Origin of the sequence: Bacteroides propionicigenes (genome assembly GCF_018390535.1) — a bacterium.
Taxonomy (GTDB): Bacteria; Bacteroidota; Bacteroidia; order Bacteroidales; family Bacteroidaceae; genus Bacteroides; species Bacteroides propionicigenes.
In genome coordinates, this window is record NZ_JAHBBW010000002.1 from 1 (window position 1) to 15297 (window position 15297).

Here is a 15297-nt window from a genome sequence, read left to right on the forward strand (position 1 = left end):
GGCAAGGGGATATTGTGGGCAGAAGTGGGTATTTCAGCCTCAATTTATCTGCTAATTCAGTGATGAGAGGACGTTTAGACGCAAGAAGGACGCTGAAGAGCTTAGTTGCGGATTTGAGGTTTTATTCATTTTCGGAATAAAACGAAGCAAATATAGAAAGAAAACTTAATTCATCAATTAAGTTTTCTTTCTTTTGTTAAACGATTAATAAAAATTAGGGTTATGGCAGATTTATTGGGAAGATTCCTAATAATCGAACTTAGTTCGACTGAGAAATGCCACAGTTTTATGAATTTCTTTGTACATTACAATGTCATCTTTCACGAAAGGGACTTCCTTGCGATATTCGTGCAGGAAACGTTCTAAGACAGGTGAGGTTTTTTGCGGACGGCGGAAGTCGATGCCTTGTGCGGCATTCATCAGCTCGATGGAGAGGATATGCTCCAAGTTGTCCATGATGCGGTAGAGTTTCGTAGCGGCATTGGCTCCCATACTAACATGGTCTTCTTGCCCGTTACTGGAGACGATAGAGTCGCTGCTGGCGGCATAACAATACATCTTGTTTTGACTTACCATAGAAGCAGCGGCATATTGAGGAATCATAAATCCGGAATTCAAACCGGGATTGGCAACCAAGAATTCCGGCAATCCGCGCAGTCCCATGATAAGCTGGGCAATACGGCGTTCGGAAATATTCCCCAGTTCGGCAAGGGCGATACCCAAAAAATCATACGAAATAGCCAACGGCTGGCCGTGGAAGTTTCCACCCGAAATGATGCGATCTTCATCGGGGAAGATAGTGGGGTTGTCCGTTACGGAATTAATCTCCGTCAATAAGACTGAGGAAACATAGCGGATGGCATCTTTCGTCGCACCATGTACCTGCGGGATACAACGGAAAGAGTATGGGTCTTGAACGTGTTTGCCGGGACGGGTTATGAGTTCACTGCCTTCCAAGAGCTTGCGGAAATTCTCTCCCGTCTCGATTTGTCCTTTATGGGGACGGATTTGCTGGATGCAGTCCATGAAAGGGTCAATGCGACCGTCAAAGGCTTCCAAAGAAAGGGCAGCTATCAAGTCGGCTTTCTTGGAGAGACGAAAAGCCTTAAGGATGGCAAAAACACCGTTAGCGCTCATGAACTGCGTACCGTTCAACAGGGCAAGTCCCTCTTTACTCATCAACTTGACGGGCTCCCAGCCGAATTCATCGAGCACACTGATTGCTTCGCGCTTCCGGCCTTTATAATACACATCACCCACACCGATAAGGGGCAGGAAAAGATTGGCAAGCGGCGCAAGGTCGCCCGAAGCTCCGAGTGAGCCGCGGTCGTAGACGATAGGCATCACGTCGTTATTGAAAAAGTCGAGGATGCGCTGCACGGTAATGACCTGCACACCGCTATGTCCCAAGGACAGTGCATGCGCCTTGAGCAACATCATCAGCTTGATGATGACCGGACGGATTTCCTCACCCACGCTGCAAGCATGGCTTTTGATGAGGTTTTCCTGCAAAGTGCCCAGTTCATCCTGTGAGATGTTCTTGCTGCACAAGGAGCCGAACCCGGTGGTTATGCCGTACAGAGGTTCAGCAGACTCGGCTGTTTTCTTATCCAAGTAATCGCGGCATTTCTGTATGCGTTCCTTGGCTTCGGGAGCCAACTCGAGTTTCAGGTTCTCATTGATGATGCGTTCGATAAGGTCGAAAGTCAGTTCGCCCGAACCGACATAGTAGACATTCTTCATACTTTGAGTTCCTCATTGATTTCGTCCAACAATTCTTTTTCTTTGGCGCAAGCAAGACGTTCCAGTTCGTCGGATTCGGCTTGCAGCTTGGTTACGAACTCTTTATCTTTCAGCGAAGCGAGATTGATACGCACATTCAGCAACGCCCCCAATACGGCAGAGCGAGCGGACATCATCGCCACGCAGGCATCGGTCACAGCGTTGCGGTTGCCCAAGCGGGCCACATCCATAATGACGGTCATCAGTTCGTAGGCATTGCGGGCCACCTGCATGGGCACAAGCGCGGCAAACTTGGTAGCTTCCTGAATGGCGGCACTGCGGGCGGTCTTTTCTTCATCGGTGGCTTTCGGCATCTTGAAGCAAGCAAATACACTGTCGTAGGCTTCGGAGTCGCGGTCAATATCTTCGATAAAGGTGTTTTGCTCTTGCAAAGCCACGCCGGCGATGTGTTGCATCAGTTCTTCATGCTCCTCATAGCCTTTCTTGCCGATAGTAAGATTGGCAACCATCGCTGCCAAAGCCGAGGCTATGGCTCCGTTCAATGCGGCGATGCTTCCGCCACCGGGGACGGGATCACTACCCGCCACTTTATTCAAAAACTCTTTGAGTGTTAAATCGACTAACATAGTATTTAAGTGTAAATTAAGTATAAGTTCTTTATTTCAGAGTACCGGATAAAGCACGCCTTCTTTCACCGTGGTGTGTACGCAGTTCATCCCCACGTAGTAGGGCAGGAAATGGTAATTGTCCGTATTCAGCACTACAAAGTCCCCTTTCTTCCCCACCTCGATGCTGCCGATGCTGTCGGCACGATTCAAGGCGGCAGCACCATTCAGTGTGAGGGCGGTAATAGCTTCCTCGATACTCATTCTCATATAGATGCACGCCAGCGCAAAGGTCAGCGGGATGGAGCCGGAGAAGCAACTGCCGGGATTGAGGTCGGTGGCAAGCGCAACGGCGCACCCCGCATCAATCATTTCGCGTCCGCGGGCATACGGTTCTTTCAGGGCAAAGGCGGTAAGAGGCAGTAATGTGGCAACCGTACCTTTGTCCGCCATGGCACGAATATCCGCATCGGAAGCGTGCAGCAAGTGGTCGGCGGAGACAGCGGAGAGTTCCGCGGCCAGCCCCGCACCGCCCAACGGCACAATTTCATCGGCATGGAGTTTCAATGCCAGCCCCATTTCACGGGCAGCGGTGAGCAAGCGGCGGGACTGCCCGATGGAGAACACGCCTTGCTCGCAAAAGACATCGCAAAATTCCGCCAGCCCGTTCTGGACAACGGCGGGCATGACTTCACGGATAATGAAATCCACATAATCGTCCGTACGTCCGCTATACTCCTGAGGCACTGCATGCGCACCGAGAAAAGTGGAAACAATGTCCACCCGCTTGTGCTCGTCATTGTTCAGACTGCGCATCACGCGGAGTTGCAGCAGTTCGGTTTCCTTGTCCAGCCCGTAGCCGCTTTTACCCTCGACGGTGGTCACTCCCATAGCGCTCATTTGTTTCAAAAATCCTTCTGCCTTGCCGCGCAACTGGATAAAGTTGCACTCACGGGTGGCCTTCACCGTACTGACAATGCCGCCGCCACGCTCCATAATGGACATATAGCTTTCGCCCTTCAACCGCCAAGAAAACTCTTCGGCACGCTCCCCGCCAAAGACGAAGTGCGTATGCGAATCGACAAAGCCCGGCAAAAGGCACTTGCCACGGGCATTATAATGCCAGTAACGCTGATAATAGCCGTCGCGCTCCTCGCCACGATTGGGGCCTACGTAGGTAATGATGCCGCCGGTGACTTCCACCGTAGCGTTATCCATGATACAAAGTTCTTCCATTTCCCTGCCGCGGCGGGCGGAAAAGCCAATGGGAGTTACGACACGGGCATTGAAGATAATAAGGTTCTCCGTCATATTTTCTAGTTTAAAAAAGAATCGGAAAGTTACTCCATTATTCTGGCTTCCAGCACTTGCTGCATCGAAAAGTTCTCCAGTCCGAGGTAGTAGGACGCCGTATCAATCAGCGCTTCCATAGGTACAAGGCCGATAATCTCACTGCCCACGATGCTGACACCGTAACGGCGCGCTTCGATGCGTACCAACTCGAAAGCACGGTAAAGCGCCGTACGGGTATAGTCGGTCATATTGATGGACACTTGGGTAATTCCCCGGTCTTTCAGTTCCACCCCCATAGCCTTGCAGTAACGCAGGCCGCCGCCGATGAAACGTATCTTCTTAGCGATGTCGTGCGCAATTTCCAGACTGGGGGTGTTGAGGTTGATGTTATACGCCACCAGCGGCATACGCGCTCCGATGGCTACCGTTCCCGCAGTAGGATGACGTTCTGCCGGACCGAAATCGGGCTGCCATTCGGGAAGTTTTATTTTCTCCGCCATCCCCTCGAATTCTCCCTTACGGACAGCCGCAAGATTCTCCCGGTGAGGCGCCGATGCGGATTTTTCGTAAAGGAATACAGGCAGATTATAACGTTTTGCCACTTCCGCACCCACTTCTTTGGAAAGCGCAACGGCTTCTTCCATGCTTACGTTCTTGATAGGAATAAAGGGGACAACGTCCACAGCACCCATACGGGGATGCTGGCCTTGATGCCTGTTCAGGTCGATAAGCTGCACAGCCACACCGATGGCTTCGAGCACAGCTTCGCGAAGCGGTTCGGGTTCACCCACCACAGTAACAACCAGCCGATTATGGTCTTCGTCATTACTGTAATCCAGCAACTTCACACCTTGTCTGCCGCGAAACGGAGCCACTATCTGGTCTATCTTCTGCAAATCACGCCCCTCACTGAAATTGGGGACACATTCTACGATTTTATTCATAACACTTTGGAAATTAAGAATGAGGAATGAAGAATGAAGAATTACCTTGCGGCGCATTTGCATTGCGCAGCCTAATTCTTCATTCTTCATTCTTAATTCATCATTTATCTATGTATTTGTTTATCAGTTCTTCATCCGCCACGTAAGGTATCGTGATGTGATAACCTTCCGAATGAGTGCGGTTAAATTCTTCGCTTGTCTCCATGGCATGCGCATTGCGTGCCCACGAACGGCGTGCCACACCGCCCATAACATCCCAAAGCATGGCGGAACGCAGGATTTCGTCCACCCGCTCGGAACCGTCACACACCATGCCGAAGCCGCCGTTGACGGCCTTGCCGATGCCTACTCCGCCACCGTTGTGCAACGCCACAAGGCTCATGCCCCGTGCGCAGTTGCCGGCAAAGCATTGCACCGCCATATCCGCCATTACGTTGCTGCCGTCCTTTATGTTGGACGTCTCACGGAAAGGAGAGTCCGTGCCGCTGACATCGTGGTGGTCGCGTCCCAGCATAATGGGACCCACCTCGCCACGGCGCACCATTTCATTGAAACGCAACGCAATCTTCATGCGCCCCTCGGCATCCTGATAGAGGATACGCGCCTGCGTACCTACCACCAGATTGTTCTTCTCGGCATCGCGTATCCAGTTATAATTATCCAAATCCTGCCCGCGACGGGTAGGGTCGATGCACTCCATGGCGGCACGGTCTGTCTTTATCAAATCCTCGTGCTTGCCGCTGAGGCAAACCCAGCGGAACGGTCCGTAGCCGTAGTCAAAGAGTTCCGGTCCCATAATGTCTTCCACGTAGCTGGGGAAGATAAAGCCGTTCTTGTCATTGCCGTCGCGCGCTATCTCCGGTACACCGGCATCGAAGACGGCTTTCATAAAGGAATTGCCGTAATCGAAGAAGTAAGTGCCCTGCCCCGCCAATGCTTTGATAGCAAGGAAGTGACGCTTCAAGGTCGCATCCACCTCAGCGCAGAATGCCTTCGGGTTCTCATGCAGCATACGGGTACGTTCTTCAAAGGTGATGCCCACGGGGCAATAGCCGCCGTCGTACGCCGCATGGCAGGAGGTCTGGTCGGAAAGCAAATCGATATGTATTTGTTCTTTTACGGCATATTCCAAAAGGTCTACCACATTACCGTGATAGGCGACAGAAATCGGCGTACGGTTGTTCATTGCCTCTCTTGCCCAAGCAAAAGCCTGCGGCAACGAATCCGTCACGCGCCCCACCCAGCCCTGATGATGGCGGGTTTCGATACGTGAAGCATCCACCTCGGCTATGATAGCGGCAGCTCCCGACATTTCGGCGGCCTTGGGTTGGGCGCCACTCATGCCGCCCAGACCGGAGGATACGAAAAGCCGCCCGCGCAAGTCACCGTCCTGAGGGATACCGAGCTCCAGCCGCCCGGCATTCAAGAGGGTATTGAAAGTGCCGTGCACGATGCCTTGCGGCCCGATATACATCCACCCTCCGGCAGTCATCTGACCGTAATTGGCAACGCCCATCTGCATGGCAGTGTGCCAGTCCTGTTGGTTATCGTACAGTCCCACCATCATCGCATTCGTTATAATGACACGCGGCGCTTCGGGCTTCGACTTGAACAGTCCCAACGGGTGTCCGCTTTCGACAACGAGTGTCTGGTCACTGGTAAGGACTTCGAGGTATTGCTTTATCAAGCGGTATTGCATCCAGTTCTGGCATACCTGCCCCGTTTCGCCATAGGTGACGAGCTCGTAGGGATAGAGGGCGATATCGAAACAGAGGTTATTGTCTATCATCACCTGAAAGGCTTTGCCCTCGATGCAACATCCTTTGTACTCGTCAATGGGCTTCGCCTTGAGGTCGCCTTGCGGACGATAACGGTAACCGTAAATGCGTCCGCGTGTGCGGAGTTCTTCCATAAACTCGGGAGCAAGCGTCTCGTGCAGTTCTTTAGGGATGTAGCGCAGGGCATTCTTCAATGCCGTAGCTGTTTGTGCGGAGTCGAGGGTGTAGCCACGGTCGGGCGCCCGCCGGATACCTTCTACGAAGGTGGGATAAGGGGGCAATGTCTTGCTTAAAGTAATCTCCATAGTATATCAAGGTAAATGGTTACAAATTGTCAGAAGACACAGGCATTCATCTGCCGCAATATAAAAATAAATCCCGATATTAGCAATAGAATACCGGGATTATTTATCATAAAGTCAGAAAAGTTACTTCGCAGCCTTGTTATAGGTTTCCACAAACATCACCGGCTCCACAGAATTGTCGACAACCGCCTGCAATCCGAGTTGATGCTTGATGAGCGCGCCATATAAAAGCCATTCGGATATCCGCCGTTAACCGGCAACTTGGCAACCTGCCCATAGGCATCGGCGTCTACTGTTCCTTTCGAGTAACCCACCATCAAAGAATCTATCCTTTACAGTTGTTTCAGCGTATTGTAGTGGAACAAGTCGGTTCAGACTTGAGTTGCCTCAGATACTTTCCGATGACCTCGGACGATTCGCTCGTTTCCTTTTCAAAAGCTTCTTGCAGTTCCGGATAATCCGCCAGCAGTTCCAGCATCTTTTCCCTGCCCACAAACTCCGAGCGTCCCGTCTCCGGATTCAGCTCATAGTACACGCGTGCAAATACCAGTCCCGAAGCATTGATGGCATCTCCCACTTCTCCACCCAACTTCGTGGCGTTGGCAGGAGTGGCAGTACTCGTAGCGGCTTGTCCCACAGGTTGCGCGCAGAAATAAATCTTCCCCTTCACCCACATGGCAGGCGCATACCAGCCACCGAAGCGGTAGCGTTTATAGCGCATCTTCCTGCAGTTGACATAGAGCGATGTGTCTATCCGCACCGCATAGCAACGGGATTTTAAATAACGGCACAACCCGGAGTTATCCTCAGCCTCTATACGATAATCCGCCCCTCCCATCAGATAAATCTGATTCTTGGAACGCTTCTCCACTTTCAATATGGTCACCGTATCTCCACGGTCTTCCACCAATTCTTTCAAGTTGGAATACATTATCTGCTGTGCCGAACACGGCAAAGCCAATAATGCCAATATCCCTAACACCCAACTTCTTTTCATATCGCTATCCTTTCTTTTTGAAACTTTGCTTTCTTGAGCGAAAGGTACATTTTTTATCGTTATGCAGCAAACATACAGAAGAAAAAAAACACCATATCTCCCATAAAATGATTTCCATACACAGGGTACTTGAAATACCAACCGTTGGTAGCTCTCGTACCAAGCTGTGGTAGCTCCCGTACCAACGATTGGTAGGCTTCGTACCAAACAGTGGTATTTTGAATACCAACCGGTTGGTATTTCAGCTACCCTTAGAGGGAAAAACCATATATTTACTTATCTTTGCCCATCTATAAAACATGGAAATAAATGGAAAACATCGAGAATATAAAATCAACCTACCACCGCATTGCGGACGAAGCGCAACAGGGCTTGAATAAAGTACAGCAACAGATTTATCGCATCGGCACATTGCGGTTGCTGCTGTTCGTTGCAGGAGTGGCAGGGCTTATCTATTTTCGGGCGGAAAGCTGGGCGGTACTGGCAGGGATTGCGCTTGTCACATTTCTGCCGTTCATCCTTCTGATAAAATACCATAATCGCCTGTTCCATCGCAAAGATTATTTGGAAAAGGAAATAGAGGTCAACCGGCAAGAGCTGGCCGCACTGGATTATGACACATCCGGTTTCGATGGCGGCAAGGAGTTTATCGACCCTGCGCATCTGTATGCCTATGACCTGGACGTATTCGGTGAGCACTCGCTGTTTCAGTACATCAACCGCACTTGCACCGAACCGGGGAAACGTCTGTTGGCAGGCTGGCTGGGGCGGCATCTCGAAAAGAAAGAAAATATACTGGAGCGCCAAGCAGCCGTACGCGAACTGGCTCCCGAACTGCAATTCCGCCAACGGTTCCGCATCCTCGGCTTACTGCATAAAGGAAAGGCTGCCGACGAAACGGAATTGAAAACATGGGCCACAAGTCCCGGCGTGTTCCGTAAGAACAGGCTCCTGCGTACGTTGCCGGCAATCATCACAAGCGCCAATATCGTATGCGTACTTTTAGTAATTACCGGCTACTTGCCTGCAAGCATATGGGGAGTAATTTGGACGGCGTTTGTTACCGTCGGCTTTGCTTTTACAGGGAAAATCACCAAGATACAGGCTGTGTATGGCAAAAAACTGCAAATTCTTGGAACCTATGCCGGACTGCTCAGGCTTATGGAAGCCCAGCCCATGAGGTGCAATTTACTGAAAAGCCTTAAAGAGGAGATTGGAGGTGAACAGCAGAAAGCCTCTCTTTCCATCAGCCGGTTGAGCAAGCTGATGAATGAACTGGACCAACGCAACAACATATTCATGTATGTCATTCTCAACGGTCTGTTCTTTTGGGAGTTACGACAGATTATGCGTATCGAGGCATGGAAAGAACAATATGCCGGTGAGCTGCCCCATTGGCTCACCGCCCTCGGACAAATGGATGCCCTCAACTCGTTGGCAACCTTTGCCTACAATCATCCGGAATACTCCTATCCTGTCCTGCTCAGCAGAGCCGATATGCTCTCCGGCACGAAGAATACCGACGCCAACGCCCATTTCATGCTTCGTGCCAAGAACATGGGACATCCCCTGATGCATCGCGATCGCTGTGTCCGCAACGACATCGACATGGAGAAACGCCCCTTCTTTATTATCATCACCGGTGCCAACATGGCCGGCAAGAGTACTTATCTCCGCACGATAGGCATCAATTATCTGCTTGCCTGCACCGGTATGCCCGTCTGTGCGGAAGAAATGGAGGCATATCCCGCCCGCCTTGTCACCAGCCTGCGCACCAGCGACTCCCTGAACGATAACAAATCTTACTTCTTTGCCGAACTTAAGCGCCTGAAACTCATTATCGACAAACTGCAATCGGGTGAAGAACTCTTCATCATTCTTGATGAAATATTGAAAGGTACAAATTCCATGGATAAACAAAAGGGGTCTTTTGCACTCATCAAACAGTTCATGGCATTGCAAGCCAACGGCATCATTGCCACCCACGACTTATTGCTGGGCACACTTATCGACCTTTTCCCGGAGAATATCCGTAACTACCGCTTCGAAGCGAATATTACCAACAATGAACTGACCTTCTCCTACCGTCTCCGCCCGGGCATAGCACAGAACATGAACGCCTGTTTCCTTATGAAGAAAATGGGGATTGCCGTTACCGACTAATCCCCACTCTCTATATATATCTTTTGATTATGTCTTATCTACATGAATTTACATCGCTTTGCATTTTGACAGAAAAGCTGAAACAGCCGCCGCTTCGTTACCGGTAAAATAACGGACAGAAGTCACCGGAGTATAAGTATAGGGTACAAACTGGAATAATTGCAACGCTGCAAATTTATTGTCCTGCGAAATCATAATGTCCATACGTACATTGCCGCTCGATTCACTCTTTACCCCGGACTCACTGTCCAGATTGCCGCTTTCAAGCATCTCGGTCAGTTTACCTATATATTTCAAGTCAAAAAACAGACTGCGTTCTTTTGCCACACTTCCCGTAGGCAGGTAAACGATTTCTTTTGACTTCCAGAACAAACGGAATACTCCCAGTAAAATCAATGCCGTACCCAACACCATCAACCCCATGCTGATAGTGGAGGACCTATCGTGCATTTCAAAAATAGATGCGAAAATAAGAATACCTGCCAGCATCATCAACGCAGAGATGATGAGCCCGGAGACACTTGTACGTTTTGCAATATCGGGATGTGAAGACGTGAAAAGAGTTGCGTCAATAGTTTGAGTTGCCATAATATCAATAGTTTTATGAATTAATGAATTAGAGAAATAGAAAATACAATCCACCCCACATCTGAGCGCCTACCACCCATATACGAGGAAAATAACTAAATACAATAAAACATTAAATCAGAATCCGCCTCAATGTGAAAATGTAATATTCACACACAGGCTGGCAACGATAGTAAGCAGTAGCGTCAAACAGTTTCTCTCTATTCAGTGACAAAACCGCTTCGCGCTGGGCAAGCTTGTCCACCCAGTCTTTTAAAGAAAAAATATACTCACTAATATAAGAACGCTGGATACGGGACATTGTAAGCAGTTGCATATGGCTACTGCTACTTGCCAACTCCGCCACCGGCAGATAAGGCAATTGCGGTGAAGTGAAACAAGTCTCGTCCTGATGATGTGAAACCGCCACCGCCTGAATATCCACAGACTCCCCTACACTTACCGGAGTAACAGTAAATGCAGCACTCGATGTTTGCCACAAAACCAACGCAAGCGCCAGAAGTCCTATGATTTTTAGATATTTGCCCATAACTATTTGCAAATATAACAGTTTATTCCATAGCATTGTTTTATACACACATCTTTTAATGTTTGTTTATGTAAATAAAAGTATAAACAAAAAAGCCGCCCCAATCGCTGGGACGGCTTTCTATATATAAAAAGAATAGTTGAATTATTCTGCTTTTGCTTCTTCAGCGGCAGGTGCTTCAGCCACCGGTGCAGTTTCTGCAGCGGGAGCAGCTTCAGCAGTAGCTTTCTTTGAACGGCGGGTACGAGTAGCTTTCTTAGCAACTTTTTCCTTAGCCATGTTTTCGTTGTAGTCAACAAGTTCAATGAAGCACATTTCAGCGTTATCACCCAAACGGTTACCTGTTTTGATGATACGAGTGTAACCACCCGGACGATCAGCAATCTTCACAGAGATTTCTTTGAACAACTCAGTTACAGCATACTTGTCTTGCAAATTGCTAAATACAACACGACGAGAATTTGTCGTATCATCCTTAGCTTTTGTAATCAAAGGCTCAACAAACTTCTTCAAAGCTTTAGCCTTTGCAACGGTCGTAGTGATTCTTTTGTGCTTAATCAAAGAACACGCCATATTAGCCAACATAGCGTTTCTATGAGAGGCAGTACGACCCAAATGGTTGAATTTTTTATTATGTCTCATTTTTTATTCTTTATCTAATTTATATTTAGAAATATCAGTTCCAAACGACAGATTCAGACTTTCCAGCAAATCATCAAGCTCGGTAAGCGATTTCTTTCCGAAGTTTCTGAATTTCAGCAAATCAGTCTTGTTGAACTGTACCAAGTCGCCCAAAGTCTCTACATCGGCAGCTTTCAAACAGTTGAGAGCACGAACCGAGAGATCCATATCAACGAGCTTAGTCTTCAACAACTGACGCATATGCAATACTTCTTCATCAAACTCTTCATTGCCGTCAACATCATTGCTTTCCAGCGTAATCTTCTCATCAGAGAAGAGCATGAAGTGATAAATCAATATTTTTGCAGCTTCTTTCAGAGCCTCTTTCGGATGAATGGAACCATCCGTAGTAATCTCAAGCACCAGTTTCTCGTAGTCAGTCTTCTGCTCAACACGGAAGTTTTCTACCTGATACTTAACATTACGTATCGGAGTATAAATAGAATCGATAGGAATTACGTTCACGTCGGTGCAATATTCGCGGTTTTCGTCAGCAGGAACATAACCACGACCTTTGTTGATCGTAATATCTATCTGCATAGTTGATTTTGAATCTAAATGACAAATAACTAATTCAGGATTTAACACTTCAAATCCAGTCAAATACTTACCTATGTCACCTGCTTTAAATTCACTTGAATTCTCGATTGTAATACTTACTTTCTCGCTCTCGAATTCTTCAACTACTTGCTTGAATCTCACTTGTTTCAGATTCAAGATAATGTTAGTAACATCCTCTTTTACTCCCGGAACACTGGAGAATTCGTGCTCAACACCTTCTATTTTGATAGTAGTGATGGCAAAACCTTCCAATGAAGAAAGCAGGATGCGGCGCAGTGCATTACCCACGGTAATACCGAAACCGGGCTCCAACGGACGAAATTCGAACTTTCCGAATTTAGAGTCCGCTTCCAACATTAATACTTTATCAGGTTTTTGAAATGCTAATATCGCCATGAAATTAATTATTATTTAGAATACAATTCTACAATCAAATGCTCTTTAATGTTTTCAGGAATGTCTGCTCTTTCAGGTATGTGCAACAACTTACCTACTTTAGCATTATCATCCCATTCCAACCAAGGATACTTGCTGTGATTAAAGCCAGCCAATGAGTTAGCGATAACTTCCAAAGATTTAGATCTTTCACGAACGCCAATAACCTGACCCGGTTTTACTGCATATGAGGGAACGTTTACCACTTCACCATCTACAGTAATATGCTTGTGACTAACCAACTGACGTGCAGCTGCACGAGTCGGAGCAATACCCAAACGGAATACTACATTGTCAAGACGACCTTCCAGTAATTGAAGAAGCACCTCACCGGTAATACCTTTAGCGGTAGCTGCCTTCTCAAACAGGTTGCGGAATTGTTTTTCCAAAACTCCATAGGTGTATTTGGCTTTCTGTTTCTCACGAAGTTGAACACCATATTCAGAAGTTTTTCTCTTTCTTGAATTACCATGCTGTCCGGGAGGATAGTTCTTCTTTGACAATACTTTATCTGCTCCAAAGATACCTTCACCGAATTTACGGGCTATTCTTGATTTTGGTCCAGTATATCTAGCCATTTCTTTTTAAATATTTAATTGTTATTCATGAACTTAATTTGTTGCAGCCGCGATTGTAGAGAAGAATTTACAATCCAATAACAATATCAAGTTTCATTTTTATTAAAGGTAAATCTTAAACTCTACGTCTTTTCGGAGGACGACAACCATTATGTGGAAGCGGAGTTACGTCGATGATTTCAGTAACTTCGATACCTGCACCGTGGATAGTTCTAATAGCAGACTCACGTCCGTTACCTGGACCCTTCACATATGCTTTTACCTTTCTCAAGCCAAGATCATATGCTATTTTAGCACAGTCTTGAGCAGCCATTTGTGCTGCGTAAGGAGTGTTCTTCTTAGAACCTCTAAATCCCATCTTTCCGGCAGAAGACCAAGAAATAATCTGACCTTCACTATTAGCCAGAGAAACAATAATGTTGTTGAAAGATGAATGAACATGCAACTGTCCATTAGCATCTACCTTTACATTTCTCTTTTTTGCTGCAACTGTTTTTTTTGCCATATCAACAATTATTATTTAGTAGCTTTTTTCTTATTAGCAACGGTTTTCTTTCTTCCCTTACGAGTACGAGCGTTATTCTTTGTACTCTGGCCTCTAACAGGGAGACCGATACGGTGACGTACACCACGGTAGCAACCAATATCCATTAAACGCTTGATGTTCAATTGAACTTCAGAGCGAAGATCACCTTCTACTTTATACTCTGCACCAATGATCTCACGAATCTTGGCAGCCTGATCATCCGTCCAGTCTTTTACTTTCAGGTCCTTGTCTACACCTGCTTTATCCAAAATCTTTGCTGAACTACTACGACCTATTCCATATACATAGGTCAACGCAACTTCACCTCTCTTATTTTGAGGCAAATCGACACCAACTATTCTTATAGCCATATACTAAATTATTTTTTTTGCAAAAATAATAATATTATCCTTGACGTTGTTTATACTTAGGATTTTTCTTGTTAATAACATACAAACGGCCATTACGTCTAACGATCTTACACTCTGGCGTACGTTTCTTTAAGGATGCTCTTACTTTCATATCTTAATTTTATTTATATCTAAATACAATTCTTCCTTTCGATAAATCGTAAGGAGACATTTCGACTCTTACTTTATCCCCCGGTAGGATTTTGATGTAATGCATCCGCATCTTACCGGAAATATGTGCAGTAATCTCATGTCCGTTTTCTAATTCAACACGAAACATTGCATTAGACAATGCTTCAACTATAACTCCATCTTGTTCTATTGCAGATTGCTTTGCCATATTAATTTCTTAAATTGCTTTATCTCCTAATACTTCTTCAATGAATTTGAACGATGACAATACATCAGCCTCACCACCTCCAACTGCTATAGTATGCTCAAAATGAGCCGCATATTTGCAGTCTTTGGTTCTAACTGTCCAACCATCGCGTTCCATTACTATTTGCCGATTACCCAAAGTTATCATTGGTTCAATTGCGATACACAAACCTTTCTTCAACATTGTTCCATACCCACGCTTACCGTAATTGGGAACTTGAGGATCCTCGTGCATCTCCTTACCAATACCATGACCGACAAACTCACGCACTACACCATAAGAATTAGACTCACAATGTTGTTGTATAGCATATCCTATATCACCCAATCGCTTGCCTTGAACTGCATTCTGTATTCCTATATATAATGCTTCCTTAGTAACTTTCAGTAATTTGCGAATTTCTTCGTCAACCTCACCTACACAAAACGTATAAGCTGAATCGCCACAAAAACCGTTCATGTAAGTACCGCAATCAACAGAAACAATATCACCCTCTTTCAGTACTACAGTATCACTCGGAATACCATGTACTACCTGTTCGTTTACAGAAGTACAAATCGAAGCCGGAAATGGTTCACCATATTGATTTGGAAAGCCTTTAAATGTAGGAATAGCGCCATTATCTCTAATGAACTCTTCCGCCACTTTATCCAACTCTTTCGTAGTAACTCCGGGTTTTATAACCTTAGCTATCTCAGCCAGCGTTTTTCCTACAAGCAAATTACTCTTACGGAGCAGCTCTATCTCATCTTCAGTTTTAAGAAATATCATTCTTCAAATAA

The 15297-nt window shown here is 46.7% G+C and carries 18 protein-coding genes; 1 reads left to right on the top strand and 17 read right to left on the bottom strand.

Annotation, left to right across the window (positions count from 1 at the left end; translation table 11 throughout):
- Positions 1–246: 246 nt before the first annotated feature.
- The 7 genes from hutH to KG118_RS02740 form a co-directional block, all read right to left on the bottom strand.
- Positions 247–1743: a histidine ammonia-lyase gene (gene hutH, locus KG118_RS02710; RefSeq protein WP_117710295.1), complete on the bottom strand. Its 1497-nt coding sequence runs from the start codon at positions 1741–1743 to the stop codon at positions 247–249.
- On the bottom strand, positions 1740–2369 hold the full coding sequence (locus KG118_RS02715; protein WP_117710296.1) for a cyclodeaminase/cyclohydrolase family protein: 630 nt from the start codon (positions 2367–2369) through the stop codon (positions 1740–1742). Before KG118_RS02715 ends, hutH begins: the two co-directional genes overlap by 4 nt.
- 36 nt (positions 2370–2405) lie before the next feature.
- Positions 2406–3659 (bottom strand): imidazolonepropionase, encoded by a 1254-nt coding sequence (gene hutI / locus KG118_RS02720; RefSeq protein ID WP_117710297.1) that lies wholly within the window; start codon positions 3657–3659, stop codon positions 2406–2408.
- A gap of 29 nt (positions 3660–3688) precedes the next feature.
- Positions 3689–4585 carry a glutamate formimidoyltransferase gene (gene ftcD, locus KG118_RS02725; protein ID WP_117710579.1) on the bottom strand — a complete coding sequence of 299 codons (897 nt, stop codon included), beginning with the start codon at positions 4583–4585 and terminating at the stop codon, positions 3689–3691.
- A gap of 100 nt (positions 4586–4685) precedes the next feature.
- Positions 4686–6668, bottom strand: coding sequence for a urocanate hydratase (locus tag KG118_RS02730; RefSeq protein ID WP_117710298.1), 1983 nt, complete (start codon positions 6666–6668; stop codon positions 4686–4688).
- Positions 6669–6826: 158 nt separating this feature from the next.
- Positions 6827–6985 carry a hypothetical protein gene (locus KG118_RS02735; protein ID WP_199598715.1) on the bottom strand — a complete coding sequence of 53 codons (159 nt, stop codon included), beginning with the start codon at positions 6983–6985 and terminating at the stop codon, positions 6827–6829.
- Positions 6986–7011: 26 nt separating this feature from the next.
- Positions 7012–7665, bottom strand: coding sequence for a DUF6563 family protein (locus KG118_RS02740; RefSeq protein WP_117710299.1), 654 nt, complete (start codon positions 7663–7665; stop codon positions 7012–7014).
- A 309-nt stretch (positions 7666–7974) separates the two neighbouring features.
- On the opposite strand from KG118_RS02740, the gene KG118_RS02745 reads away from it, so the two are divergent.
- Complete coding sequence (locus tag KG118_RS02745; protein WP_117710300.1) at positions 7975–9828, top strand: MutS family DNA mismatch repair protein; 1854 nt, start codon at positions 7975–7977, stop codon at positions 9826–9828.
- Positions 9829–9876: 48 nt separating this feature from the next.
- Here KG118_RS02745 and KG118_RS02750 read toward each other — a convergent pair whose 3' ends face one another.
- The 10 genes from KG118_RS02750 to map all read right to left on the bottom strand — a co-directional run bounded on the left by KG118_RS02750 (position 9877) and on the right by map (position 15286).
- Positions 9877–10416: a hypothetical protein gene (locus KG118_RS02750; protein ID WP_117710301.1), complete on the bottom strand. Its 540-nt coding sequence runs from the start codon at positions 10414–10416 to the stop codon at positions 9877–9879.
- A 112-nt stretch (positions 10417–10528) separates the two neighbouring features.
- A complete protein-coding gene (locus KG118_RS02755; RefSeq protein ID WP_117710302.1) occupies positions 10529–10945 on the bottom strand; it encodes a hypothetical protein in 417 nt (138 codons plus the stop codon).
- Between the two features lie 144 nt (positions 10946–11089).
- Positions 11090–11587 (bottom strand): 50S ribosomal protein L17, encoded by a 498-nt coding sequence (gene rplQ, locus KG118_RS02760; RefSeq protein WP_117710303.1) that lies wholly within the window; start codon positions 11585–11587, stop codon positions 11090–11092.
- A gap of 3 nt (positions 11588–11590) precedes the next feature.
- Entirely contained in the window at positions 11591–12583 is a 993-nt protein-coding gene (locus KG118_RS02765; RefSeq protein WP_009122265.1) for a DNA-directed RNA polymerase subunit alpha, read from the bottom strand.
- An 11-nt stretch (positions 12584–12594) separates the two neighbouring features.
- Positions 12595–13200: a 30S ribosomal protein S4 gene (gene rpsD, locus KG118_RS02770; protein WP_009122264.1), complete on the bottom strand. Its 606-nt coding sequence runs from the start codon at positions 13198–13200 to the stop codon at positions 12595–12597.
- 115 nt (positions 13201–13315) lie between these two features.
- On the bottom strand, positions 13316–13705 hold the full coding sequence (rpsK, locus tag KG118_RS02775) for a 30S ribosomal protein S11 (RefSeq protein WP_002558049.1): 390 nt from the start codon (positions 13703–13705) through the stop codon (positions 13316–13318).
- A gap of 11 nt (positions 13706–13716) precedes the next feature.
- Positions 13717–14097, bottom strand: coding sequence for a 30S ribosomal protein S13 (rpsM, locus tag KG118_RS02780; RefSeq protein WP_009122263.1), 381 nt, complete (start codon positions 14095–14097; stop codon positions 13717–13719).
- A gap of 34 nt (positions 14098–14131) precedes the next feature.
- On the bottom strand, positions 14132–14248 hold the full coding sequence (gene ykgO / locus KG118_RS02785; RefSeq protein ID WP_002558051.1) for a type B 50S ribosomal protein L36: 117 nt from the start codon (positions 14246–14248) through the stop codon (positions 14132–14134).
- A gap of 9 nt (positions 14249–14257) precedes the next feature.
- Positions 14258–14476 carry a translation initiation factor IF-1 gene (gene infA / locus KG118_RS02790; RefSeq protein ID WP_002558052.1) on the bottom strand — a complete coding sequence of 73 codons (219 nt, stop codon included), beginning with the start codon at positions 14474–14476 and terminating at the stop codon, positions 14258–14260.
- A 9-nt stretch (positions 14477–14485) separates the two neighbouring features.
- Positions 14486–15286 carry a type I methionyl aminopeptidase gene (gene map / locus KG118_RS02795; RefSeq protein WP_117710304.1) on the bottom strand — a complete coding sequence of 267 codons (801 nt, stop codon included), beginning with the start codon at positions 15284–15286 and terminating at the stop codon, positions 14486–14488.
- Between the last annotated feature and the right edge of the window lie 11 nt (positions 15287–15297).